This window comes from Pseudomonas sp. GD04058, assembly GCF_029836855.1.
Taxonomy (GTDB): domain Bacteria; phylum Pseudomonadota; class Gammaproteobacteria; order Pseudomonadales; family Pseudomonadaceae; genus Aquipseudomonas; species Aquipseudomonas bharatica.
Window position 1 is genome coordinate 42,016 of sequence record NZ_JAOECN010000028.1, and the last position, 23,079, is coordinate 65,094.

Consider the following 23,079-nt stretch of genomic DNA (forward strand, 5'->3'; position numbering starts at 1 on the left):
TTTTCGGAAAGCTGGCGGGAGGATCCCGTTTCCGGGAAAACACATAACCCTGTGGGAGCTGGCTTGCCAGCGATTGGGCCCGACCTGACAACATCTTTGTCATTGCCGGCCTCATCGCTGGCAAGCCAGCTCCCACAGTGACTGCGCTGCTAGCGCACCAGATGCAGATACTGCAAATGCCGCTCGTACTGGTCGAGGATGTCGTTGATGATCTGCTCCTTGCTGTAGCCCATCAGGTCATAGTCCTGGCTACCCTCGGCCAGATGCACCTCGGCGCGGTAGTACCGGCGGTTCTTCAGTTCCTGCGTGCCCAATCCGGCCAGGGCGAAGGATGGCGTGAAGTATCCGCGCATCTGCACCTGGTAGAGGAACGGCTGCTCCTCGCCATGGCCGATCTTCAGGCTGACATTGTCGTGACTCGGATCCTCCTGGGTGATGACGCTCAGCCCCTTTTCCGCATAGACCTCGGTCACCTCGGCAATCGCCGGGCGCACTACGTCGTCCATGAAGCGATAGACCTCGTCGCGCGACGGGAAGTGCACCGCCTGGCTCAGGCGCTGGCGCCAGCCGCCCTTGCCGCGGCGCGAGCTGGCGAACGGCGCCAGCGAGTGCATCTGCGCGATCTGCCGCTGCGACTCCAGATAGAACGCCTTGTGCAAGCCCCACATCATCGCCAGCAGGATCACCGAGAACGGCAACGAGGTGAGCACCACCGCCGACTTCAAGGAGTCGATGCTGCCGGCGAACAACAGCCCGCTGGTGACCAGCGCGGTCATCACGCCCCAGAACACCCGCAGCCAGTTCGGCCCGTCCTCGTCGGTACTGCCGCCCTTGGCCGACAAGGTCGAGAGCACCACGGTGCCGGAGTCGGCCGAGGTGACGAAGAAGACGAAGCTGATGAACACGGTGACGGCGATCACCACCTTGCTCCACGGGTAGGTTTCCAGCAGCAGGTACAGGGTCATCGACGGATTCTCGATGGCCGAGTCGGCCAGCGCGGTCATGCCGTGGTCGAGCACCTGGCTCAGGGCGCTGTTGCCGAAGATCGACATCCACGCGAGGGTGAAGCCGAGCGGGATCAGCAGCACGCCGAAGACGAACTCGCGAATGGTCCGGCCCCGGGAAATGCGCGCGATGAACAGCCCCACGAAGGGCGCCCAGGCAATCCACCAGGCCCAATAGAACACCGTCCAGTTGCCCAGCCAGTCGTTGGACTGGTTGTAGGCATATACGTCGAAGCTCTTGCGAGGCAACACCGCGAGGTAGTCGCCAAGGTTCTGGATCAGGGTGTTGAACAGATGCTGGGTGGGGCCGGCGAACAGCACGAACAGCAGCAGCGCGCAGGCGAGGAACAGGTTGATGTCGGACATCACCCGCACGCCCTTCTCCACCCCGGCGACGGCCACCATCACCGCAGCGCCCATCATCAGGGCAATCAGCGCGACCTGTATCCATTGGGTGTGGGCGATACCGAACAGGTAGTCGAGCCCGGAATTGAGATGGAGCACGCCGAAGCCCATGTCGGCGCCGAGGCCGAACACCGTGGCGATGATGCCGAAACCATCCACCGCGTAGCCGATCGGCCCGTTGATGCGCTTGCCGATCAGCGGATACAGCGCCGAGCGCAGCGCCAGCGGCAGGTTGTGCCGGTAGGCGAAATAGGCCAGGGCCATGCCGACGAAAGCAAATACGCCCCAGCCGTGCAGGCCCCAGTGCAGGAACAGCACCTGCATAGCCTGGCGCCCCGCCTCCACCGTGCCGGCTTCGCCCTGGGGCGGCTGCATCAGGTGGGTCAGGGGTTCGGAGACACAGAAGAAGAACAAGGTGATGCTGATCCCTGCGGCGAACAGCATGCCGGCCCAGGACAGGTAGCTGAACTCGGGCTCGTCATGGTCGGCACCGAGCTTGATCTTGCCGTAGCCGGACAGCGCGGTGACCACCACGAACACCAGGTACAGGGTCATGGCCAGCATGTAGTACCAGCCGACGGTATGCGCCGCCCAGTTCTGCGCGGCCAGCAGCCACTCGCCAGCGGCCTGCGGGTTGGCGATGACGGTCAGGGCGAACAGCAGGATGAAGGTGGCGGCGAAGTAGAACACCGGAGGGTTCATGCGGATCCTGGACGGGGCATTCATCGTTGAAATACCTCGCAGGAACAAAGAGCGGTGGGGTTGAACGGGTTCAGCAAAGGCAGATCCTCCTGTTGAACACCGGCAGCGGACCAGCGTTTTTAATTTGAACAAGCGTTCAAGTTAAACATGGATCGGGATTCGAGGCGACCTATGGCTGACTACTGGACTGGGAAATTTGTGCTGTTCTTGAGGGCCTCATCGCTGGCAAGCCAGCTCCCACAGGGATCGCGTAACCTGTGGGAGCTGGCTTGCCAGCGATGGGGCCCTCGAGGCCACCCAAGAATTACTTCTGCGCGCCCTCGTCCGACTGCAGGTTGGCCTGGGTGATATTGCTCTCTGCCGGCACGCTGCGGGTCAGCCAGACGTTACCGCCAATGGTCGAGCCCTTGCCGATGGTGATCCGCCCGAGAATGGTCGCCCCGGCATAGATCACCACGTCATCCTCGACAATCGGGTGGCGAGGATGGCCTTTCTGCAGCTTGCCGCATTCATCCTCGGGGAAGCGCTTGGCGCCCAGGGTGACGTGCTGGTAGATGCGCACGCGTTCGCCGATGATCGCGGTTTCGCCGATCACCACGCCGGTGCCATGGTCGATGAAGAAGCTAGGGCCGATCTGCGCGCCCGGGTGGATGTCGATCCCGGTGATGGAATGCGCCAGCTCGGAACTGATCCGCGCCAGCAGTGGCAGCCCGGCGCGGTAGAGGTGATGGGCGAGACGGTGATGGATGATCGCCAGAACGCCGGGATAGCACAGCAGCACTTCGTCGACGCTGCGTGCCGCCGGGTCACCGTGGAAGGCGGCCAGTACGTCGGTGTCGAGCAGCACGCGCATGGCCGGCAGGGCTGCGGCGAACTCCTGGATCAGGCGCAGCGCCCTGGCATCGACATCCGCATCATCCTGCTTGTCATGGCGCGCGGCGTAACGCAGTTCCAGGCGGGCCTGGGCGAGCAACGAGGTCAGCGCCGAGTCGAGGGTATGGCCGACATAGAAGTCTTCGCTTTCCTCGCGCAGATCCACCGGACCCAGGCGCATGGGAAACAGCGCACCACAGAGTTGTTCGAGGATCTGCCTGACCGCCTCGCGCGACGGCAGCTCGCGTCCGCCCTGCTCACCGCTGCTGCGGCCATTGCGGGTGCGCCACTCATCGCGGGCCGAACGAAGCTGGCCGACGATGGAATTCAATTGCCAATACCCGGACTGCGCGTTGTCGCTCACGGTTGTTTCTCCTGCTCGGCGGCATGGGACTGGTAGGGGAATGCCGCTCTCCTGTCCAGCACTCTACGTCATGGACGGGGGCTGGAAAAAATACCCTGTTATGACGGTTGGCTATATGCCATGCATAAGCAGGAATACCGGGGTGGCCCCAAATCGCTGGCAAGCCAGCTCCCACAGGTTCAGTGGCGCCGTGGATACTTGTGGGAGCTGGCTTGCCAGCGATTGGCATCACAGTTGTCCGTGAGCCGATCACTGCTTATGCTCGAATTTTCCTACAACTGACCAAGCCCATGATCGAACGACAGCTGTCCCGCTTCAATCGCCTGGAACTGCTCGGTACCCCGACCCCGCTGGAAAAGCTCCAGCGCCTGTCGGCCTGGGCCGGGCGCGAGATCTACCTCAAGCGCGACGACCTCACGCCCCTCGCCCTCGGCGGCAACAAGCTGCGCAAGCTCGAATACCTTGGCGCCGACGCCCTGGCCAAGGGCGCGGATACCCTGGTCACCGCCGGCGCGATCCAGTCCAACCATGTACGCCAGACCGCTGCCCTCGCCGCCCGTCTCGGCCTCGGTTGCGTGGCGCTGCTGGAAAACCCCACCGGCACCGATTCCCCCGAGTACCTGGAGAACGGCAACCGCCGGTTGCTGGAGCTGTTCGATGCCAAGGTCGAGCTGGTCGACAACCTCGACAATGCCGACGAGCAGCTTCAGGCCCTCGGCGTGCGCCTGCATGCCAGTGGCCGCAAGCCGTACCTGGTGCCCATCGGCGGCTCCAATGCCCTCGGCGCCCTGGGCTACGTGCGCGCCGGGCTGGAGCTGGCCGCGCAGATCGAACAGAGCGGCCAGCGCTTCGCCGGCGTGGTGCTCGCCTCCGGCAGCGCCGGCACCCATGCCGGCCTGGCCCTGGCATTGGCCGAGCGCCTGCCCGACCTGCCGGTGATCGGCATCACCGTTTCGCGCAGCGAAGAAGCCCAGAAACCCAAGGTGCAGGCCCTGGCCGAACGCACCGCCGAGCTGCTCGGCGTACAACTGCCAAACGCCTTCAAGGTCAACTTGTGGGACGAGTACTACGCGCCCCGCTACGGCGAAGCCAATGCCGGCGGCCTCGCCGCGATCCGCCTGCTGGCCAGCCAGGAAGGCGTCCTGCTCGACCCGGTGTATACCGGCAAGGCCATGGCCGGGCTGCTCGACGGCATCGCCCGGCAACGCTTCGACGACGGTCCACTGATTTTTCTGCACACGGGCGGGGCGCCGGCATTATTCGCCTACCCTGATGTCTATACACGCTGAGACCGGCGCAGACGCATAAGCCTGAAAAGAATATGAGAATTACTTTTTATTATTTTCAGGCCTATAGAGCGCGCTCTTATAGTCACCACCACTTTCACAACAAGACTGGGGACAGGGCATGACGATTTCCGTTTTCACCAAACGCATTCTCGGTGTCGGCGCCGGCATTCTGCTGGGTGCCAGCCTGCTCGGCCAGGCAGTGGCCGGCGAGCAGCTGCAGACCATCAAGGACAAGGGCGTGATCAACGTCGGCCTGGAAGGCACTTACCCACCGTTCAGCTTCGTCGACGAGAATGGCAAGCTGACCGGCTTCGAGGTAGAGCTGTCGGAAGCCCTGGCCAAGGAGCTGGGGGTCAAGGCCAAGGTCCAGCCGACCAAGTGGGACGGGATTCTCGCCGCCCTGGAGTCCAAGCGTCTCGACGTGGTGGTGAACCAGGTGACCATCTCCGACGAGCGCAAGAAGAAATACGACTTCTCCGAGTCCTACACCGTTTCCGGTATCCAGGCGCTGATCCTGAAGAAGAAAGCTGCTGACCTGAACATCAATGCCGCCGCCGACCTGGCCGGCAAGAAGGTCGGTGTGGGCCTGGGCACCAACTACGAGCAATGGGTGAAACAGGCCGTACCGCAAGCCGATGTGCGCACCTACGAGGATGATCCGAGCAAGTTCGCCGACCTGCGCAACGGGCGCATCGACGCGATCCTGATCGATCGCCTGGCCGCACTGGAATATGCGCAAAAGGCCAAGGACACCGAACTGGCCGGCGCCGCCTTCTCCCGCCTGGAATCGGGCGTGGCCCTGCGCAAGGGCGAGCCGGAGCTGCTCGAGGCGATCAACAAGGCCCTGGACAAGCTGCGCGCCGACGGTACGCTGGCCAAGCTGTCGGAGAAATACTTCGGTGCTGATGTCACCAAATGATCGCTGAAAGCCTGCAACTGGTTGCCGACTCCACGCCCTTCCTGCTGAAGGGCGCTGGCTACACCGTATTGCTCAGCGTCGGCGGGATGTTCTTCGGCCTGATCCTGGGCTTCGCCCTGGCGTTGATGCGCCTATCGAAGATCCCCCCGCTGGACTGGCTGGCGCGCATCTACGTGTCGTTCTTCCGCGGCACGCCGCTGCTGGTGCAATTGTTCGTGATCTACTTCGGCATGCCGCAGATCGGTATCGAGCTCGATCCGATCCCGGCTTCGCTGATCGGCCTTTCGCTGAACATGGCCGCCTATATCTGCGAAATCCTGCGCGCGGCAATCTCCTCGATCGACCGCGGCCAGTGGGAAGCCGCCGCCAGCATCGGCATGACCCGCACCCAGGCGATGCGTCGGGCGATCCTGCCGCAGGCGCTGCGCACGGCCCTGCCGCCGCTGGGCAACAGCTTTATCTCGCTGGTCAAGGACACCGCCCTGGCCGCCACCATCCAGGTACCCGAACTGTTCCGCCAGGCGCAGCTGATCACCGCGCGCACCTTCGAGGTGTTCACCATGTACCTGGCCGTGGCGGTGATCTACTGGATCCTTTGCAGCATCCTCGCCCACTTCCAGCACCGCATGGAGGCCCGGGTCAACCGGCATGACCAGGAGCCGCAACGATGATCCGCGTGCAAGGCCTGAACAAGCATTTCAACGATCACGCCGTGCTCAAGGACATCGACCTGACCGTCGAGCCCGGGGAAGTCATCGCTATCATCGGCCCTAGCGGTTCGGGTAAGACCACCTTCCTGCGCTGCCTGAACCTGCTGGAAACCCCGGACGGCGGCACCATCCAGGTCGGTGACGTGCAGATCGACGCCGGCCGCCCGCTCAAGCAGCAGGGCGGGCTGATCCGCCGCCTGCGCCAGCAGGTCGGATTCGTGTTCCAGAACTTCAATCTGTTCCCCCATCGCACCGCGCTGGAGAACGTGATCGAAGGTCCGCTGATCGTGAAGAAAACACCCCACGAACAGGCGGCGGCACTGGGGCGGTCACTGCTGGCCAAGGTCGGCCTGGCGGGCAAGGAAGACGCCTATCCGCGGCGCCTGTCCGGCGGCCAGCAACAGCGCGTGGCCATCGCCCGCGCGCTGGCGATGGAGCCCCAGGTGATCCTCTTCGACGAACCCACCTCGGCCCTCGACCCGGAACTGGTCGGCGAAGTGCTGGCGACCATCCGCGACCTCGCCAGGGAAAAACGCACGATGATCATCGTTACCCACGAAATGAATTTCGCCCGCGACGTGGCAAACCGGGTGATCTTCTTCGACAAGGGGGTGATCGTCGAACAGGGCGAAGCCAAGGCGCTGTTCGCCAACCCGCAGCATGAACGGACCAAACAGTTCCTCGGCAAGATCCTCGGCGCGAACAGCGCCAGCCAGGGCTGAAAACACGGAGCGGGCCGGGAAAAACGTGGCGATGACGTTTTTCAATGGCCTCGATGCCGCAATCCGCCTTGCCCGTTCTGCGGTCGTGCACGATTCTTGTGGGTATCTGCCTTACCAACACCACCCCATGCAGAGGGCCCACAATGAAAACCGTGGCACAGCTATTGAAGTTGAAGTCGCAGCATACCGACCAGGTCTACACCATCGCGCCGCACCAGACGGTGCTCGAGGCTCTGATGGTGATGGCAGAGAAAAACGTCGGCGCGTTGCCGGTGGTCGAGGGAGGCGAAGTGGTGGGCATCGTCAGCGAGCGCGATTACGCGCGAAAGATGGTGCTCAAGGGGCGCTCATCGGTGGGTACCGAAGTACGCGAGATCATGAGTTCACCGGTGATCACCGTGAACTCCCATCAGAACGTCGATACCTGCATGACCATGATGACCAACAGCCACCTGCGCCACCTGCCGGTGGTGGAAGACGGCAAACTGCTCGGCCTGCTGTCGATCGGCGACCTGGTCAAGGAAGCCATCGCCGAGCAGGCCGATCTGATTCGCCAGCTGGAAGGCTATATCCGCGGCGAATGATAACTAGCGGTACTCGCCCTCGAGCTCATCGAGCTGATGATCGAAACTGCGCAACCGCGCCGACCAGGTGTACACCAGCACCTCAAGGTCGCGGTTGAGCACCGCAGCACCGCGTCGCGAGCTTTGCTGCGAGTCGCACAGGTCGAGCTGGTAGCGCTCGCGGGCCATGGCCGTGGCCACGCTGGACAGCTCGCGGGCGTTGTTCAGCCAATGACGGTGGCGATCGTGGGTTTCCTGATCGAGCTCCTGGCACTGCGCCTTGAGCGCTTCGAGGCTGCGCTCCAGAGGCGTGCCTTCAAGCTCGCCCATCACTTCCTGGAAGGTCCGCCCCGGCTGCCAGTAACTGCCCCAGAAATAGCGGTCGAACACGGTTTCTACACGGCGCAGGGCAACCTTGGTGTTCCAGATGGCGACCAGCGTTCGTCCCTGTTCCAGTTGGCGCCTTCGCGTCTTCAGCAACTGCCAGCGAATCCACGCCAGCGCGCTCAGGGCGAGGGCCGCGATCAGGCCGGCGGCTCCGTAGAGGAACTGGCGGGCCTGATCGAGCTGGTGGACTTCCCTGACCCCGTAGAAATAACCGGCGGTCAGCAGGCCCAGGGCGGCAACGGCTGCCCAGAAGCCGACGGCATAGGGGTCTTTCATTGGCGCTGTCCCCTTGTTGTTTTTTTCTGAGCATAGCAACGCCAATGAAGCTCATAGGGTGCCGCTCAGCGTTTATTTCTGAGGGCCACGTTGAGTTGATCGATGGTCATGATCCAATCCGAATCGGCAATGTATTCGGCCTTGAGGAAGGCGCGCTGGGCATCGCTCCAGAATGGCGCGTCGACCAGCTTGATTTCGTTCTTCAGCGGGGAGTGACTGGTGAGGAACTGCTGGATGCTGGTGGCATCGGAAGGCAGGCCGAGTTGCTCGAACAAGGCGGAGAATTCGTGGTGGGACAGGTCCATGTGGCACTCCTTTGGGCGGGTTGATAAGGGATTGATTGCCTGAAGGAGTGAAAGTTTAGGCCAGGTAAGTTGTGGTGTTGTTTAGGGCCTCATCGCTGGCAAGCCAGCTCCCACAGCACCCTGTGGGAGCTGGCTTGCCAGCGATGGCGGCCTACCAGCCCCCACCAAGCGCCAGGAACAACCCGATCTGCCCCATCGCCACCTGGGTATTCGCCGTCGCCAGTTGCGCCCGCATATCGGTATAGGTCCGGGTTGCCTCCAGATCCGCGAGGAACGACGCCCGTCCGGCCTGGTAGAACCGGTGCGTCTGGTCCGCCGCCAGCTTCGCCGAGCGCTCCGCCTCTTCCAGCGCATCGCGCCGATCCAGCAAGGCGCTGTACTGCGACAGGCTGGTCTGGGTTTCGCGTATGGCGTTCAGCACCACGCCGTCGAAGTTGGCCAGCGCCGCCTGGGTGCCGGCCTCGGCTTCGCGGATCCGCGCCCGCGAGCCATTGGTCGGCACCGTCCAGGTCAGCAGCGGGCCGAAGCCCCAGCGGTTGGTTGCCGGCTTGCCGAGGTTTTCCAGGATACCGATGGTGCCCACCTGCGCGCCGATGCTGATATCCGGATACAACTGCCCGGTCGCCACGCCGATGGTCGCGGTGGACGCCGCCAGCATGCGCTCGGCCCGGCGTACATCCGGGCGCCGCTTGAGCAACGCGGCGCCGTCACCCACCGGCAACACCCGGGCGATATGCGGCAGCTCGGCGCAATCGACAGTTCCCGCCGGCAGTTGATCCACCGGTTTGGCCAGCAGCATCGACAAGGTGTACAGCCCCGCGTCCCGCGCCGCCTGGTAGCGCGGCAACTCGGCGCGCAGCGACTTGAAGCGGGTCTCGGTACGGGTCACCTGGGTTTCATCGCCACGCCCGGCATCACGCAGGCGCCGGGTCAGGCTGACGCTCTGGTCCTGCAGGTCCAGCGACTCGCGGGCGATGTGATATTCCTCGTTGGCCGCGCAGACCTGGGTATAGGCCCGCACCACATCGGCCACCACGGTGATCCGCGCTGTATCTGCCGCGGCCTGCACGGCGTCGGCATTGGCCTGGGCCGCCTCGACGCCACGCTTCAATGTGCCCCACAGGTCGAACTGGTAGGACGCGCTGATGATCGCCTCGCCGATGTTCGCCACCGGCACCTTGTCCGCCAGCAGGAAGGCCTCGCCAGACTCCTGCAGGCGCTGCGCGCCGAGCTTGACGCCACCGTTGAAGCCGCCTTGCGCCTCGGCTTCCTCGACCTGCGCCCGGGCCCGGGCGATGTTCGCCGCTGCCACGCGCAGTTCGCTGTTGGCCGCCAGCGCCTGGTTGACCAGGGCATCCAGGCGCTCGTCACGATACAGCCGCCACCAGTCCTTCGGCACCGGCGCCGAAACCACGCTGTCGGCGTCGGCGCGCAGTTGCCCTTGCAGGTCAATACGATTGAAGGCGGCCTTCTCCGGCAACCGGTAATCCGGCCCGACCATCTGGCAGGCCGAGAGCAGCAGGCTCAAGCCAAGCAGCGACAGCCTTTTCATGGCCGGGTGTCCTCGATGATCGACACCGTGGCGGTGCGTCCGGCGATCAGGCGGAAGTCCGCCGGTACTTCGTCGAAGGCGATGCGCACCGGAATCCGTTGCGCCAGGCGTACCCAGCTGAACGCCGGGTTGACGTTGGGCAACAGGTTGGCGCCGCTGCTGCGGTCACGGTCCTCGATACCGGCAACGATGCTCTGCACATGGCCGCGCAGCCGGGTGTTGTCGCCCATCACGCGGATATCCACGGCCTGCCCGACATGGATGCCGGAGAGCTTGGTTTCCTCGAAGTAGCCATCGACGTGATACGACTCGCTGTCCACCACCGCCAGTACCGGACGCCCGGCGCTGACGAACTCGTGGGCGCGCGGCGCGCGGTCGTTGAGGTAGCCATTGACCGGGCTGCGGACTACCGAACGGTCAAGGTTGAGTTGCGCCGCATCCACGGCCACCTGGGCCTCGTCCAGCGCCGACTGGGCGCGGGCCTGGCGCGACTGGCTCTCTTCCAGTTGCTCGGCGGCGACCAGGTTGCCCAGGCCCTTGTTGCGCCTGGCTTCGCGCTGGGCCTGGGCCAGGCTTTCCTTGCGCTCGGCCAGGGTCGCCTGCGCCTGGCGCAGGGCCAGGCGGAAGCGGTCCTGGTCGATCGTGAAGAGCACGTCGCCACGCTTGATCGGCTGGTTGTCGCGCACCGCGACTTCCTGGATCAGGCCGGAGACGTCGGGAGCGATCTGGATCACATCGGCACGGATATGCCCGTCGCGGGTCCAGGGGGCGAACATGTAGTACAGGACCATCTGCCAGACCAGCACGGTCGCCAGGGTCACAACCAACAGCGTCAGGACCACACGGCCCAGGGTCAAAAACGGTTTCTTCATGGCAGCATCAGGCTTCGGCAAAAGTGGTCCAGCGTGCCAAGGAGCACGGCGTAGAGCGCAACGTTGAACAACGCCCGGTGCCAGACCAGGCGGTAGAAGTGCAGGCGGTTGAGCACCGCGTGGATGCCAAGGAACAGCAGGTAGCTGACCAGCATCATCACCAGCAGCGTGGGCAGGAATACCCCGCTGATATCCAGTTCACCGATCACAGGGGTGCTCCGTCGAGGCCATAGGGCAGTTGCGATTGCGGGTCGGGCTCCAGCACAACCTCCACACCCGGCAGCAGCGCCAGGCGCAGGCCGCTGAGCGCATGGAGCAAATGCAGGCGCGCTTCGGCGCAGCCTTCCATGGCGTCGAGATTGAGGGCGCGACGGGCCTTTTCCATGCTGCCCAGCAACACAGCCGGGGCGTGCTGGCGCTCGCCGGCGTCTAGGCAGGCCTGGAAGTGGCCGCCGACTTCCTCGATGACGTTTTCCAGCGCCGCCCGAGGCTCCGGGGTCGCCCGTGGCAGGTAGGCGAGCAGGTCCAGCAGATTAAGGCCCACGCGCAGGTCACGCAGGGCCGCGCCGCTGTCCTGGCCGGTCTGGCTCAGGCGTGGCAGGTGCTGCATCAGGCGGTCGAGCATCTGCACCCCGAGGCGGCGGTGTTCAGCGAGGGTGGCTGGGCGGGTCATGCCGACGATGTCGCGCCAACTGAAGCGGGTCAGGCGCCGGGCCGCCAGCTCGACGCCGAACGGGCGCATCACCAAGGTCCAGATAAAGGCGAACAGCAGGCCCACCGGGCCGGCGATATTGGCATTGGCGAAGGCGAGAAAATCCGCGTCGTAAGCGCCCTGGATGCTGATGAAGGAGGCGGTGTTGACGATGGTCAGCAAGGTGCCAAGGTAGAACTGCGGCTGCACGGTCAGGGTGCCGACGCAGATGAAGGGCACGGCGAAGGCCAGCACCAGCATGGGGAAGTCATGCAGGTTGGGCAGGACCAGGAACAGATACAGGCTGGCGAACACCACCGACAGGGTGGTCCAGAAGAAGAAGCGGTAGATCTGCGGCGCCGGGTCGTCCATGGCGGCGAAGAAGCTGCACGCCACTGCCGCGAGGATCACCGCGCTGGCGCCATCGGCCCAGCCCAGGGCGATCCACAGGCCGGTGGCCACGGCGATGGCACTGAAGGTAGAAAACACCGAATACAGCATCAGGCCGCGATCGAAGAAAGGCGTCAGGCGGCCCAGGCGCCAATGGCGATACACCGCGCGCCAGGGCGAAAGGTCTTCATTGGCGATGGCGTGCTTGAGGCTGCAGCAGTCCTGCCACAGGTCGATCCATTCACCGAGGCGGTAAAGGGCGTTGGACAGCAGCAGCCCGGGGCGCTGGTCGAGTTCGGCGACGCTGGGCTGCAGGCGTTCGAGCTGGTCGCGCAGGGCCGCCCAGCGTGCTACCGGGGCTTGCGTCGCGGTACTTTTCAGCCATTCGCGCGCCTGTGCAAGAAGCCCCTCCAGTTGCGCGGCCTGCTCCGGTGCACGGCCTTCGAGGGCGAGCAAGGCGTCATCCAGGGCATCGACCACCGGCAGCAGGTGGATCATGCGCCCACGCAGCTCGCGGGCGTTCTTCACCGTCTGCGGCCGCGCCCCTTCGTGGGATAGCTGGCCGATCATCATTTCCAGGGTGTTGAAGGTCGCCACCATCGAGCCGCGCAGGCCCGCCACGCTGTCGGCAGGCACATTGCGGGCAAGAAAGATGTCGCAGTAGCCGATGGCACTGCCGAACCAGTTGCCGGTGGCGCCAACGAACACCGGGGTCAAGCGGCGCGGCCAGAACACCGCCCCGACCACCGCTGCACAGACGATACCCAGGCAGATTTCCTGGGCCCGGGACGAAGCGATGTCGAACACCGCCTGGGGATTGTCCACCACCGGCAGGGCGATCATCGGCAGGGTGTAGCCGGCCAGCATCAGGGTGTAGCTGTTGGCGGTGCGCAGGTGCAGGGAGAGGAACAGCAGGGTCGCGGTCCACAGGGCCACGGCCAGGGTCAGCAACACCGGCGCCTGAACCAGCAGCGGCACTAGGAACACCGCCCCGGCGGCACCGAGCAAGGTGCCAACGGCGCGGTACAGGGCCTTGGAACTGGTCGGCCCGACAAAAGGGCTGGAGACGATATAGACAGTCGCCATCGCCCAGTAAGGTCGTGGCAATTGCAGGAGCAGGGCGATGTACAAGGCGATCATCGACGCGGCGAAGGTGCGCACGCCGTAGAACCAGTCCCGCGCGGGCGGCATCGAGCTGAAGAAGTGCTTCACAGGGGCAGGCCCGGCGAACGTTGCGCCGCCTCTTCGAAGGCCTTGACCACGCGCAGGGTGGCCTCCAGATCTGCCGCGCAGACGTCCTTGAGCACGTCGCGACGCAGGCGCACCAGTTCGCTTTCGATGGCTTCGGCCAGGCTGCGGCCTTCGTCGGTCAGGGACAGGGCCTTGGCCCGGCGGTCACCTGGATCTTCGCAGCGCCGGACATAACCGGCGCTGCACAACTGGTCGAGCAGACGCACCAGCGACGGGCTTTCCACCCCCACCGCCTGGGCCACCGCGACCTGATGCACACCGTCACCAAGGCGCAGGATCATCAGCAGCGGTACGGCGCAGGCCTCGCTGATGCCAAAGCGCGCCAGGGTGGTCTGGCAGATGCGTCGCCAACTGCGGCTGGCCATGACCATGCCGCTGCTGGTGTTCATTTGCAGTGCTTCGAGCTTCATCGGGGAATATTCATAGTTTGCTAACTATTAATATCCTTCGAAGGTGCGGGGAGCGTCAATAGCCGTCTGGGAGAGATACCGATCTACGCGTACCTGTGGGAGCGGGTTTACCCGCGATTGCGATGGTGAATTCACTATTGTAATCGCGGGTAAACCCGCTCCCACAGGGACCACGATGTTCTTGCTAGGTGCGCAACTGATCCTCGACCTTCATCGCCAACGCCAGCGGGCTGCCCAGCCCGATCGCCTGGTCGCGCCAGAACAGGTAGCGCAGTTCATTGCCCCCGGTCTGGAAATGCAGGGCCAGTTCTTCCGCCGCCTGCATCACCCCGGCCACCGCCGCCAGTTCCAGCCAATACACCCCGGCACGGCTGTCCTTGTCCACCTGGAGCCCGTGCAGCAAGCGATACCCCGCCTCGAAGCGACACCGGGCATCTCCGCGCTGCGCGCCGCGCATGAACCATTCATAGGCTTGTCGCGGGTCCATTTGCCAGGGGTTGGAGTCGCTGTCGCTGTCGCAGACCTCTTCTTCGTACAGGTCTCCCAGCGCCGCCGCTGCCTCCGCCAGCCCCGCTTCGAAGGCATGCCGGTAGTACTCGGCGGCGTTGGCATAGGCGACCTGCACACCTTTGCCGAAGTAGTGCTGCTGGCCGAGGTTGAACCAGGCCACCGCACTGCCCTGCAACGCCGCCATGCGCAGCAGGTGCCCGGCCAGCACCGGATCGGCGCGCCAGTAACGGCCGTTGAGCCAGATCCAGCCAAGGTCGTTGAGCGCCGCCACGCTGCCATCCAGCGCCTGCCTGCGCAGGTCGGCATACACCGTCTGCAGGTCGTGCGCTTCGTCCAGCAGGCTGACCAGGCTGAAGCTTTCCCCCAGCGCCGCGCGCTGCGCCGGCATGCCGACACCGCTGTAGAGCCGCCGCACACGGGCAGGCCCGGGCGCAAGCATCACACGCTCCGGCAACAGGCGCCCGAGCAGAGAATAGATATTGCTGGCAGCAGACATGTTCATCCTCATGGAACCGCCCTCCTTCTTGGCTTCCTTCTGGGCGTCGAGGCGTGATTGTGCGCAGCGTCACGACAAAACCTGTCGCGAACACGTTCGTCGGAGCGATTCAACGGTTCATCCTTGAATGGATAAATTAATGGCAAATTGCCATATCATGTGGCGAATACCCTGCTTTTGCCGCAAGCCTAGACAAGGACTCACCGTTTTGCCCTCCGCTACCACACGCGCCACCCTCAGTCGTCAATGGGAATTGCTGCGCCAGTTGCCCAGCCGCTCGCCGGGCATCACTAGCACGGAGCTGGTGATGCGCCTGAAGGACGCCGGCTTCACTATCAGCAAGCGCAGCATCGAGCGCGATCTCAACGAGCTTTCGTTGATCTTTCCGCTGGAGCGCAACGACCGCAGCATTCCCTATGGTTGGTATTGGGCAGCGAATGCCTGTGTAGAGTTGCGTGGCCTGAGCGTCAGCGAAGCACTGAGCCTGGCACTGGTGGAGGAAGCCGTGCGGCCGCTGCTGCCCGGCAGCATGCTCAAGGGCCTGGATGCCCGCTTCGCCCATGCCCGGCAAAAGCTCGAAACCCTGTCGGCGCAAAACAAGGCCGCGCGCTGGCTGGACAAGGTCGCCAGTGTGCGGCCGGAGATGAACATGCGCGCGCCCGAGGTGCCGGACAACATCCTTGAAACGGTGCAAAAGGCGCTGCTCGACGAGCATCAGTTGCAGGGCCTGTATTACTCGGCGCATAACGATCGCACCGTCGACCTGACCCTCAATCCGCTGGCCCTGATCCAGCGCGGCCAGGTCGCCTACCTGATCGCCACGGCCCAGCCCTACAGCGATATCCGCCAGTTCGCCGTACACCGTTTCCGCCACTTGAGCGTGCTGGACAGCCCGGCCCTGGGCCTGGACGACTTCGACCTGCAAGCCTACCTGCGCAGCGATGCCCTGCAGTTCGGCAGCGCGGAGAAGATCGAGCTGCAGGCCTGGGTCAGCGATAACCTCGCCCGACGCATGCAGGAGACGCCATTGTCACCGGACATGCAACTGACCGACCTGGAACACGGCCACCGCCTCCAGGCCACGGTCAGCAATAGCTGGAGCCTGCGCTGGTGGCTGCTGAGCCAGGGCGATGAGCTGGTGGTGGAACAGCCGCCGGCCTTGCGCCAGTTGATCTCGCAGACCCTGAGCAATGCGGCGGCGGCGTATCAGCAAGACTGATTCAGCGCTGCATGCCCCAGCGGCGCACGGTCACGCGCTCCAGCGCGTTGAACACCAGGCCTTCCACCAGCAGGCCAATCAGGATCACCACCGCCAGCCCGGCGAAGACTTTGTCGGTGTACAGCTCGTTGCGGTTCTGGAAGATGTACCAGCCCAGCCCGCCCTTGCCGCTGGTAGCGCCGAACACCAGCTCGGCGGCGATCAGCGTGCGCCAGGCGAAGGCCCAGCCGATCTTCAACCCGGAAAGAATCGACGGCAGCGCCGCCGGCACCAGGATATGCAACACCAGGCGCAGCCCGCGCAGGCCGTAGTTGCGCCCGGCCATGCGCAGCGTCTCGTTGACCCCGAGGAACCCCGCGTAGGTATTCAGCGCCAGCGCCCACAGCACCGAGTGCACCAGGACGAAGATCAGGCTGTTCTCGCCCAGCCCGAACCACAGCAGCGCCAGCGGCAGCAGGGCGATGGCCGGCAGCGGGTTGAACATCGAGGTCAGGGTGCCGAGCAGGTCGCGGCCGAACTGGGTCGAGACCGCCAGGCTGGTGAGGCCGAAGGCGAGGATGATGCCCAGCACATAGCCCTTGATCAGCACCACCAGCGACACGCCGACCTTGGCCGGCAACTCGCCGCTGATCATGCCGTCCCACAGGGCCTGGGCGGTTTGCAGGAAGGTCGGCAGCAGCAGGTCGTTGCCCTGGTAGCGGGCAGCGGCTTCCCAGAGGATGGCGATCAACAGCAGGATCACGCTCTTGCGCAGCCAGCCGTGTTGCCACAAGCGCTGGACCAGCGGCAGCTCGCGCTCCAGCGCGACGCCCTCCCATGGCTGCAGGGCAATTTCGTATTCCCGACGCGGGGAAGATTGGATCGTCATGACAAGGCTCCCGGTCAGTAGGCGATACGGATATCGGTGAAACCCAGTTCGGCATCGGCGATCGGCGACTGGCCGTCTTCGAACAGCAGGCTGTGGATACGCCGCGCGCTGGCCTGGAAATCGGCGCCGCCGAGGCTGTGCAGGTCGTACTGATGGCTGTGGATCTCGGCACGCACCCGGCCCGGATGGGGCGACAGCAGGAGGATACGGTTACCCACCACCAACGCTTCCTCGATGGAGTGGGTGACGAACAGCAGGGTAAAGCGCACCTCCTCCCACAGCGCCAGCAGTTCTTCCTGCATCTTGCGCCGGGTCAGGGCGTCCAGGGCGGCGAAGGGTTCGTCCATCAGCAGGATCTTCGGCTGCATGGCCAGGGCCCGGGCGATCGACACCCGCGCCTTCATGCCTCCGGAAAGCGTGTGCGGATAGGCGTCGGCGAAAGCCGCCAGGCCGACCTTCTCCAGGTATTCCAGGGCGCGCTGCTCGGCCTCGGCGCGCTTGAGGGTGCCCGAGACCAGTAGCGGGAACATGACGTTCTGCTTCACCGTCTTCCAAGGCGGCAACTGGTCGAATTCCTGGAACACCACGATGCGGTCCGGACCCGGGCCATGCACCGCTTGCCCTTGCAGGCGAATGCTGCCTTCGCTCGGCGCGATGAAGCCGCCGACCGCCTTGAGCAAGGTGGACTTGCCGCAGCCCGAGGGCCCGAGCAGGACGAAGCGGTCGCCCTTGTCCACTTCGAAACTGACCTGGTGGGTGGCCCGCACCACGCGCTGCGCGGTGCGGTATTCCAGGCTGAGGTTGTCCACCTGCAACAACGGTGGGGTGTCTACTCGGCTCAGCTTGCTGGCCGTGTGGCCTTGCAGTTGGGCGGTCATGAACTCAGCTCCCCTGAAGCGGCTTTTCATCCTGGAAGAAGTAGTCCTTCCACGACTCGGGTTTGTGCTTGATCGCACCGACGCGGTAGAGGAACTCCGCCAGCTTGTAGGTGTTCTTCGGCGTAATGGTGAATTCGTACTTCGGGTTGTCGATGATCTTCAGCAGCTCGTCGCGGCTGATCTTGGCCTTGGTCACACGGATATAGGTGTCGGCCGCCGCGGCCTTGTCCTTCTGGGCGAAATCCGCCGCTTCGGCGAGGGCATCGACGAAGGCCTTGTAGGTTTTCGGGTTGTCCTTACGGAATTTCTCGGTGGTGAACAGCACGGTCGGCGAGTTGGGGCCGAGCAGCTCATAGGTATCGAGGACGACATGCACGTCCTTGTTGGCCAGCGCCTGCTCCTGGAACGGCGGGTTGGAGAAGTGACCGTTGAGCTCGGTGCCGCCGGCGAGCAGCGCGGCAGTGGCGTCCGGGTGCGGAACGGCCAGGGTGTACTTGTCGAGACGGTTGTACTCCTTGTCGCCCCACTGCTGGGCCGCGGCGTACTGGAGGAAGCGCGACTGCACCGAGACACCTACCGCCGGCAGGGCGATGCGGTCTTTCTCGCTGATGTCGGCGATGGTCTTCACGTTCGGGTTGCTGCTCAGCAGGTAGTACGGGAAGTTGCCGAGCGAAGCCACGGCCTTGACGTTCTGCCGGCCATAGGTGCGGTCCCAGATGGTCAGCAGCGGGCCGACGCCGGCACCGACGATATCCACCGAACCGGAGAGCAATGCATCGTTGGTCGCGGCGCCACCGGAAAGCTGGGTCCAGTCAACCTTGATATCGATGCCTTGTTCCTTGCCGTGCTTCTCGATCAGGTTCTGGTCACGGACCACGTTGAGCAACAGGTAAACGATACCGAACTGTTCGGCGATACGGATTTCGCCTTCGGCCTGGGCCGTGGCCGGAGCGACGAGGCTGCCGGCGATCAGGCTGGCGCTCAGGCCGATACCGGCCGCGAGGCGGCTGAGAGTCTTGCGCATGATGAATCCTCGACGGATCAGAACGGGGCGTCGCCCTGGATAGTGGTGCGGTACAGCTTGCGACGCAGGTGCGCCGGGCAGCCGGTGGCAAGGTGGATCAGCGAGCGGTTGTCCCAGAACACCAGGTCATGGGGCTGCCACTGATGGCGGTAGATGTTCTGCTCAAGCACGCTGTGGGCGTACAGCTCGGCGAGGATCTGCCGGCTTTCATCCTCGGGCAGGCCGACGATGCGGGTGGTGAAGCCTTCGCTGACGAACAGCGCCTTGCGCCCGTTTTCCGGATGGGTGCGCACCACGGGGTGGATGACTTCGGCCACCTGGGCCAGTTGCTCGGCGGTCAAGGTCGGGCGCCAATTGCCTTCGAACTTGGTCTCGCTGTAGCGCGCGGTGTAGGAATGCGCCGCCTGACGGCCTTCGACCGCCTTGCGCAATGCTTCCGGCAGGCCGTCCCAGGCCTTGTGCATATCGGCGAACAAGGTATCGCCGCCTTCACTGGGCAGTTCCTGGGCATGCAGCATCGACCCCAGGCTCGGCAGTTCCTTGTAGGACAGGTCCGAGTGCCAGAACTTGCCGGCGTCGCCGAGGCCGATGTTCTGGCCGTTCTCGACGATGTTGGAAACGATGAGGATTTCCGGATGATTGGCCAGCAGGAACTGCTTGAGTACATGGATCTGCAGCACGCCGAAGCGACGGCTGAAGGCAATCTGTTGTTCCGGGGTGATGCGCTGGTCGCGGAAGACCAGGACATGATGGTCGAGGTGGGCCCGGTGGATCTTGGCGAAGTCTTCGCCATTCACCGGTTGCGCCAGGTCCAGGCCGATGATCTCGGCGCCGACTGCGCCGTTGAAAGGCCGGATCTCGAAGTGTTGCTGCTGTGCGCTGTCGATGGACGACAAGGCGTTGGAGGCCGCTGACATGTTTAACTCCCGCGAAGAGCGCGTCCAATGGAGCGCGCGTCGATCAGAAACTCACGGTTTCGCCGTGTTGGTTCGTGTTCGTGCGGCGCGCCGATTGGTCGGCAGGTACGCAGGAGGTTGACTATAAAGGCATAAGAAAAATTATTTAAATACCTTTAAGAAATAAGAATATTCGGGTTTTTGGGTGGTCTTGAGGGCCTCATCGCTGGCAAGCCAGCTCCCACAGGTCCAGCGGTGCATGCGATCCTTGTGGGAGCTGGCTTGCCAGCGATGAGGCCCTCACGGTCACTCAAACAGCCAAACCATGCGCCGTCGCCTGCAACCCCGCCAACACCAGCCGCTGGTACACCTCTTCCTTCAACCCCTCCGGCTTTTCCAGCCCCATCCGCGCCAACTGCGCCGACCAGTCCTCGGCAGGCGGCGCGTCCAGCGCTGCCTTGCCCAGTTCCAGCGCTTCGCTGAGCTTGAACTTGCTCTTCAGCCAGTTCAGCGCCCGCAGCAGGTCCCGCTCCTCGGCCGTGAAATCACACCCCAGCGGATACTCCGGGAACAACCGCGCATGCCGCGCGCGCAAAGCCTCCAGGCGCTCCGGGGTGTTGTCGCAGTAACGCGGGTCCAGCTCGAAGCCCTCCGGCAATTTCCCGGCCTTCTTGGCCTGGGCCAGCAACTGCGGCTGGAAGCGTGAATCACTGACCGCCAGCAGCCGGGCGATCACCTCGGCGTCGGTCTGCCCGCGCAGATCGGCGATGCCATATTCGGTCACCACCACATCGCGCAGGTGCCGGGGAATGGTGCAGTGGCCATAGTCCCAGACGATATTCGAACTCACCTCACCGCCCGCTTCGCGCCACGAACGCAGGAGCAGAACCGAACGCGCGCCCTCCAGCGCATGGGCCTGGGCGACGAAGTTGTATTGCCCGCCGACGCCGCTGAGCACCCGCCCGTCCTCCAACTGGTCGGCCACCCCGGCGCCCATCAGTGTCATGGTGAACACCGTGTTCATGAAGCGCGCATCGCGGCGCTGCAAGCGCTTGAGCGCTTCCTGCCCATACAGCTCGTTGATGAAGCTGATCGCACCCATGTCGATGCGCTTGCGCAGGGCCAGCGGCATCTCGCGCAGCCGCTGATAGAAGGCCTGCGGCCCGAGGAAAAAACCGCCATGCACCAGCACGCCGTCCTCGGTGTCCGCCGCGCCCGAGTTGGCTGCCTGCTGACGCACCGCATCAGGGTATACCGGGCGGCGGATGATGCCCGCCTCGAACAACGCCAGCAGGCCGTTGACCAGCATCTCGCTGCAACCATAAAGCCCCCTGGCGAAAGGCATCACCCCGCCCTCGCGCTCGATCAGCCCATGCCAGGGCGTCAGGCGCAACTCGCCGAGCAGCGCCTGGTAGGCTTCGTTGTCCGCCTGCCGGGCCAGCAAGGCCGCAGTCAGCGCATCGCCCATGGCGCCAATGCCGATCTGCAGCGTGCCGCCATCGCGCACCAGGGTGCTAGCGTATACGCCGATCAGATGATCCTGGGTGCTGACCGGCATGTTCGGCGTGGAAAACAGTCGGGTCCGCTCGGGCTCGTCGATCAGCAGGTCGAACTGTTCCCGCTTCAGCTCCGAGGCGCCCGGCATATAGGGCAGGCCGGCATGTACCTGGCCGAGCAGAAGGATGGTTTCACCGGCAGCGCGGCGGCGCTCGATCATCGGCAGGAGGTCGAGGGTGATGTCGGGATTGCAGCTCAGGCTCAGGTGATCGGGCCGCTCGCCATCCTCGGCGACGATCTGGGCGATCAGGTTGAGGCCCTTGGCATTGATGTCCCGCGCCGCATGGCTGTAGTTGCTGCTGACGTAGTCCTGCTGCGCCTGCGCGCTGTGCAGCAGGCTGCCGGGCTGCATGAAGAACTGTTCGACACGGATATTGGCTGGCAGGCGGCTGGCACGCAGGTCGCGCAGGTACTCCAGCTCCGGGTAGTCGGCGAAGATTCGCTCGACGAAGGGTTCGAGAAAGCGCCGTTGCAGGCCATCGCCGAGGTCGGGGCGGCCGAGCGACAACGCCGTATAGATCGTCAGCCGACGCTCCGGCAGCTCGCGAATCCGGGCATACAGCGCATTGACGAAGCGGTTGGGCTTGCCCAGGCCCAGTGGCAGGCCCATGTGAATGTGGGCCGGCAATTGCGCCAGTACCTGGTCCACTGCGGCTTCGATCGAATAGATGCGCACGCTGTCGGCTCTCCGTCGGGTTCGTTGAGTACAGCTTGGACCGAAGCGACGTGCAAATTACTGCACAGCCCGGAAACGACGAAGCCCGCACTAGGCGGGCTTCGAGGCGGGAAGCGCGGAGGCTTACAGGCCGGACATCTTCTTGATGGCGCCTTTGAGGTCGTCATCCGAGCAGTCGGCGCAGGTGCCTTTGGGTGGCATGGCGTTGATGCCGGTGATGGCCTTGGCGAGGATGCCGTCCAGACCACCCTGGTGGTCGGCGCGCTCTTTCCACGCGGCGGTATCGCCGATCTTCGGCGCACCCAGCAGGCCGGAACCGTGGCAGGCGTTGCAGTGCTTGGCGATGATTTCATCCGGGGTCTTGGCGCCGCCGCCACCTGCGGTAGCCACGACTTCCATGCCCTTGCACTCCTGGCCCTGGACGCAGACCTGACCGACCGGTTCCAGGCGCTTGGCGATATCGTCGTTGGTTGCAGCCTGGGCACTGACTGCCCAAAGGGCCACTACGGTAGCTGGTATAGCCAGCATTTTCTTGATTGGATTCACACGTACACCCTCATGGTGGCTAGTCACGCCCGCGGCCACGGATTCGCAGGCGGCGCAAGTATAGCGGGAACCCTTACTCACCGGAACAACCACATTAAATAAAGGGCTTTATCCGCGACAATCAGCCGCGCCACCCTGGCTGTCAGAAGTTCGCCGGGGTGGCGGCGCTGATAAGCCGGGCCGGCTCATCGAAGGGGTTGCGAAAACGGTGTGGCTTGGTGCTCTCGAAATAGTAGCTGTCGCCGGCCTCGAGGATGAAGGTTTCCAGGCCGACGACCAGCTCCAGCCTGCCTTCGAGGAGGATGCCGGTCTCTTCGCCGTCGTGGGTGAGCATTTCTTCACCCGTATCGGCGCCCGGCGGGTAGATCTCGTTGAGGAAGGCGATGGCGCGGCTCGGGTGGCCGTTGCCGACCAGCTTCATGGTCACTTCGCCGTCCGAAATGTCGATCAGTTCGTGGGCCTTGTAGACAATCTGCGTCGGGATCTCCGGCAGCAGGTCTTCGGAAAAGAACTCCATCATCGACATGGGAATACCGCTCAGCACCTTGCGCAACGAGCTGATCGAAGGGCTCACGCTGTTCTTCTCGATCATCGAGATGGTGCTGTTGGTGACACCCGCGCGCTTGGCCAGCTCCCGCTGGGAGAGGCCCCTGATCTTGCGAATGGCTTGTAGTCGTTCACCGACGTCCAATGCTGGAGCCTCCTGACGAATGAATGGGGGTCG

At 64.1% G+C, this 23,079-nt stretch carries 23 protein-coding genes; 6 read left to right on the plus strand and 17 right to left on the minus strand.

The window, feature by feature from the left end:
- Positions 1–149 precede the first annotated feature (149 nt).
- Complete coding sequence (gene betT, locus N7650_RS20360) at positions 150–2,135, minus strand: choline transporter BetT (protein WP_279899743.1); 1,986 nt, start codon at positions 2,133–2,135, stop codon at positions 150–152.
- Between the two features lie 280 nt (positions 2,136–2,415).
- Positions 2,416–3,348: a serine O-acetyltransferase EpsC gene (gene epsC, locus N7650_RS20365; RefSeq protein WP_009396549.1), complete on the minus strand. Its 933-nt coding sequence runs from the start codon at positions 3,346–3,348 to the stop codon at positions 2,416–2,418.
- A 290-nt stretch (positions 3,349–3,638) separates the two neighbouring features.
- Between epsC and N7650_RS20370 the strand changes: the two genes are divergently transcribed.
- The 5 genes from N7650_RS20370 to N7650_RS20390 all read left to right on the plus strand — a co-directional run bounded on the left by N7650_RS20370 (position 3,639) and on the right by N7650_RS20390 (position 7,572).
- Entirely contained in the window at positions 3,639–4,637 is a 999-nt protein-coding gene (locus N7650_RS20370) for a D-cysteine desulfhydrase (protein ID WP_279899744.1), read from the plus strand.
- A gap of 118 nt (positions 4,638–4,755) precedes the next feature.
- Entirely contained in the window at positions 4,756–5,556 is an 801-nt protein-coding gene (gene tcyJ, locus N7650_RS20375; RefSeq protein WP_279899745.1) for a cystine ABC transporter substrate-binding protein, read from the plus strand.
- Positions 5,553–6,227 carry a cystine ABC transporter permease gene (gene tcyL / locus N7650_RS20380; RefSeq protein ID WP_009396552.1) on the plus strand — a complete coding sequence of 225 codons (675 nt, stop codon included), beginning with the start codon at positions 5,553–5,555 and terminating at the stop codon, positions 6,225–6,227. The genes tcyJ and tcyL overlap by 4 nt, the downstream gene beginning before the upstream one ends.
- Entirely contained in the window at positions 6,224–6,988 is a 765-nt protein-coding gene (gene tcyN, locus N7650_RS20385; RefSeq protein ID WP_009396553.1) for an L-cystine ABC transporter ATP-binding protein TcyN, read from the plus strand. The genes tcyL and tcyN overlap by 4 nt, the downstream gene beginning before the upstream one ends.
- 143 nt (positions 6,989–7,131) lie before the next feature.
- Entirely contained in the window at positions 7,132–7,572 is a 441-nt protein-coding gene (locus N7650_RS20390; RefSeq protein ID WP_009396554.1) for a CBS domain-containing protein, read from the plus strand.
- A 3-nt stretch (positions 7,573–7,575) separates the two neighbouring features.
- Here the strand turns inward: N7650_RS20390 and N7650_RS20395 are convergent, their stop codons facing one another.
- The 8 genes from N7650_RS20395 to N7650_RS20430 form a co-directional block, all read right to left on the minus strand.
- Positions 7,576–8,214 (minus strand): hypothetical protein, encoded by a 639-nt coding sequence (locus N7650_RS20395; RefSeq protein WP_064303115.1) that lies wholly within the window; start codon positions 8,212–8,214, stop codon positions 7,576–7,578.
- A 65-nt stretch (positions 8,215–8,279) separates the two neighbouring features.
- Complete coding sequence (locus N7650_RS20400; protein ID WP_009396560.1) at positions 8,280–8,519, minus strand: DUF2789 domain-containing protein; 240 nt, start codon at positions 8,517–8,519, stop codon at positions 8,280–8,282.
- A gap of 151 nt (positions 8,520–8,670) precedes the next feature.
- Positions 8,671–10,071 carry a TolC family protein gene (locus tag N7650_RS20405; protein ID WP_279899746.1) on the minus strand — a complete coding sequence of 467 codons (1,401 nt, stop codon included), beginning with the start codon at positions 10,069–10,071 and terminating at the stop codon, positions 8,671–8,673.
- The gene (locus N7650_RS20410) at positions 10,068–10,943 is read right to left on the minus strand and encodes an HlyD family secretion protein (protein WP_064303113.1); all 876 of its coding nucleotides are present in this window, start codon (positions 10,941–10,943) and stop codon (positions 10,068–10,070) included. Before N7650_RS20410 ends, N7650_RS20405 begins: the two co-directional genes overlap by 4 nt.
- Complete coding sequence (locus N7650_RS20415; protein ID WP_009396566.1) at positions 10,940–11,152, minus strand: DUF1656 domain-containing protein; 213 nt, start codon at positions 11,150–11,152, stop codon at positions 10,940–10,942. Before N7650_RS20415 ends, N7650_RS20410 begins: the two co-directional genes overlap by 4 nt.
- Complete coding sequence (locus N7650_RS20420) at positions 11,149–13,236, minus strand: FUSC family protein (RefSeq protein WP_279899747.1); 2,088 nt, start codon at positions 13,234–13,236, stop codon at positions 11,149–11,151. Before N7650_RS20420 ends, N7650_RS20415 begins: the two co-directional genes overlap by 4 nt.
- The gene (locus N7650_RS20425; RefSeq protein WP_009396570.1) at positions 13,233–13,685 is read right to left on the minus strand and encodes a MarR family transcriptional regulator; all 453 of its coding nucleotides are present in this window, start codon (positions 13,683–13,685) and stop codon (positions 13,233–13,235) included. The genes N7650_RS20420 and N7650_RS20425 overlap by 4 nt, the downstream gene beginning before the upstream one ends.
- Before the next feature lie 184 nt (positions 13,686–13,869).
- Positions 13,870–14,691: a tetratricopeptide repeat protein gene (locus N7650_RS20430; protein ID WP_279899748.1), complete on the minus strand. Its 822-nt coding sequence runs from the start codon at positions 14,689–14,691 to the stop codon at positions 13,870–13,872.
- Positions 14,692–14,899: 208 nt separating this feature from the next.
- On the opposite strand from N7650_RS20430, the gene N7650_RS20435 reads away from it, so the two are divergent.
- Positions 14,900–15,910, plus strand: coding sequence for a WYL domain-containing protein (locus tag N7650_RS20435; protein ID WP_279899749.1), 1,011 nt, complete (start codon positions 14,900–14,902; stop codon positions 15,908–15,910).
- Between the two features lies 1 nt (position 15,911).
- Here the strand turns inward: N7650_RS20435 and N7650_RS20440 are convergent, their stop codons facing one another.
- The 7 genes from N7650_RS20440 to N7650_RS20470 form a co-directional block, all read right to left on the minus strand.
- Positions 15,912–16,778, minus strand: coding sequence for an ABC transporter permease (locus N7650_RS20440; protein WP_279899750.1), 867 nt, complete (start codon positions 16,776–16,778; stop codon positions 15,912–15,914).
- Positions 16,779–16,792: 14 nt separating this feature from the next.
- Complete coding sequence (locus N7650_RS20445; RefSeq protein ID WP_279899751.1) at positions 16,793–17,656, minus strand: ABC transporter ATP-binding protein; 864 nt, start codon at positions 17,654–17,656, stop codon at positions 16,793–16,795.
- 4 nt (positions 17,657–17,660) lie between these two features.
- The gene (locus N7650_RS20450; protein WP_064303109.1) at positions 17,661–18,680 is read right to left on the minus strand and encodes an ABC transporter substrate-binding protein; all 1,020 of its coding nucleotides are present in this window, start codon (positions 18,678–18,680) and stop codon (positions 17,661–17,663) included.
- A 17-nt stretch (positions 18,681–18,697) separates the two neighbouring features.
- On the minus strand, positions 18,698–19,597 hold the full coding sequence (locus tag N7650_RS20455; RefSeq protein WP_279899752.1) for a TauD/TfdA family dioxygenase: 900 nt from the start codon (positions 19,595–19,597) through the stop codon (positions 18,698–18,700).
- A 289-nt stretch (positions 19,598–19,886) separates the two neighbouring features.
- Positions 19,887–21,809, minus strand: a complete 1,923-nt coding sequence (locus tag N7650_RS20460) for an acetyl-CoA hydrolase/transferase C-terminal domain-containing protein (protein WP_279899753.1) — start codon at positions 21,807–21,809, stop codon at positions 19,887–19,889.
- Between the two features lie 123 nt (positions 21,810–21,932).
- Positions 21,933–22,337, minus strand: coding sequence for a c-type cytochrome (locus N7650_RS20465; RefSeq protein WP_009396587.1), 405 nt, complete (start codon positions 22,335–22,337; stop codon positions 21,933–21,935).
- 160 nt (positions 22,338–22,497) lie between these two features.
- A complete protein-coding gene (locus N7650_RS20470) occupies positions 22,498–23,046 on the minus strand; it encodes a cupin domain-containing protein (protein WP_009396592.1) in 549 nt (182 codons plus the stop codon).
- Positions 23,047–23,079 lie beyond the last annotated feature (33 nt).

Coding starts and splice junctions, on each gene's coding strand:
- betT (WP_279899743.1), bottom strand. CDS start 2,135: ATGAATGCCCCGTCCAGGATCCGCATGAACCCTCCGGTGTTCTACTTC.
- N7650_RS20370 (WP_279899744.1), top strand. CDS start 3,639: ATGATCGAACGACAGCTGTCCCGCTTCAATCGCCTGGAACTGCTCGGT.
- tcyJ (WP_279899745.1), top strand. CDS start 4,756: ATGACGATTTCCGTTTTCACCAAACGCATTCTCGGTGTCGGCGCCGGC.
- tcyL (WP_009396552.1), top strand. CDS start 5,553: ATGATCGCTGAAAGCCTGCAACTGGTTGCCGACTCCACGCCCTTCCTG.
- tcyN (WP_009396553.1), top strand. CDS start 6,224: ATGATCCGCGTGCAAGGCCTGAACAAGCATTTCAACGATCACGCCGTG.
- N7650_RS20390 (WP_009396554.1), top strand. CDS start 7,132: ATGAAAACCGTGGCACAGCTATTGAAGTTGAAGTCGCAGCATACCGAC.
- N7650_RS20395 (WP_064303115.1), bottom strand. CDS start 8,214: ATGAAAGACCCCTATGCCGTCGGCTTCTGGGCAGCCGTTGCCGCCCTG.
- N7650_RS20400 (WP_009396560.1), bottom strand. CDS start 8,519: ATGGACCTGTCCCACCACGAATTCTCCGCCTTGTTCGAGCAACTCGGC.
- N7650_RS20405 (WP_279899746.1), bottom strand. CDS start 10,071: ATGAAAAGGCTGTCGCTGCTTGGCTTGAGCCTGCTGCTCTCGGCCTGC.
- N7650_RS20410 (WP_064303113.1), bottom strand. CDS start 10,943: ATGAAGAAACCGTTTTTGACCCTGGGCCGTGTGGTCCTGACGCTGTTG.
- N7650_RS20425 (WP_009396570.1), bottom strand. CDS start 13,685: ATGAAGCTCGAAGCACTGCAAATGAACACCAGCAGCGGCATGGTCATG.
- N7650_RS20430 (WP_279899748.1), bottom strand. CDS start 14,691: ATGTCTGCTGCCAGCAATATCTATTCTCTGCTCGGGCGCCTGTTGCCG.
- N7650_RS20440 (WP_279899750.1), bottom strand. CDS start 16,778: ATGACGATCCAATCTTCCCCGCGTCGGGAATACGAAATTGCCCTGCAG.
- N7650_RS20445 (WP_279899751.1), bottom strand. CDS start 17,656: ATGACCGCCCAACTGCAAGGCCACACGGCCAGCAAGCTGAGCCGAGTA.
- N7650_RS20450 (WP_064303109.1), bottom strand. CDS start 18,680: ATGCGCAAGACTCTCAGCCGCCTCGCGGCCGGTATCGGCCTGAGCGCC.
- N7650_RS20455 (WP_279899752.1), bottom strand. CDS start 19,597: ATGTCAGCGGCCTCCAACGCCTTGTCGTCCATCGACAGCGCACAGCAG.
- N7650_RS20465 (WP_009396587.1), bottom strand. CDS start 22,337: ATGCTGGCTATACCAGCTACCGTAGTGGCCCTTTGGGCAGTCAGTGCC.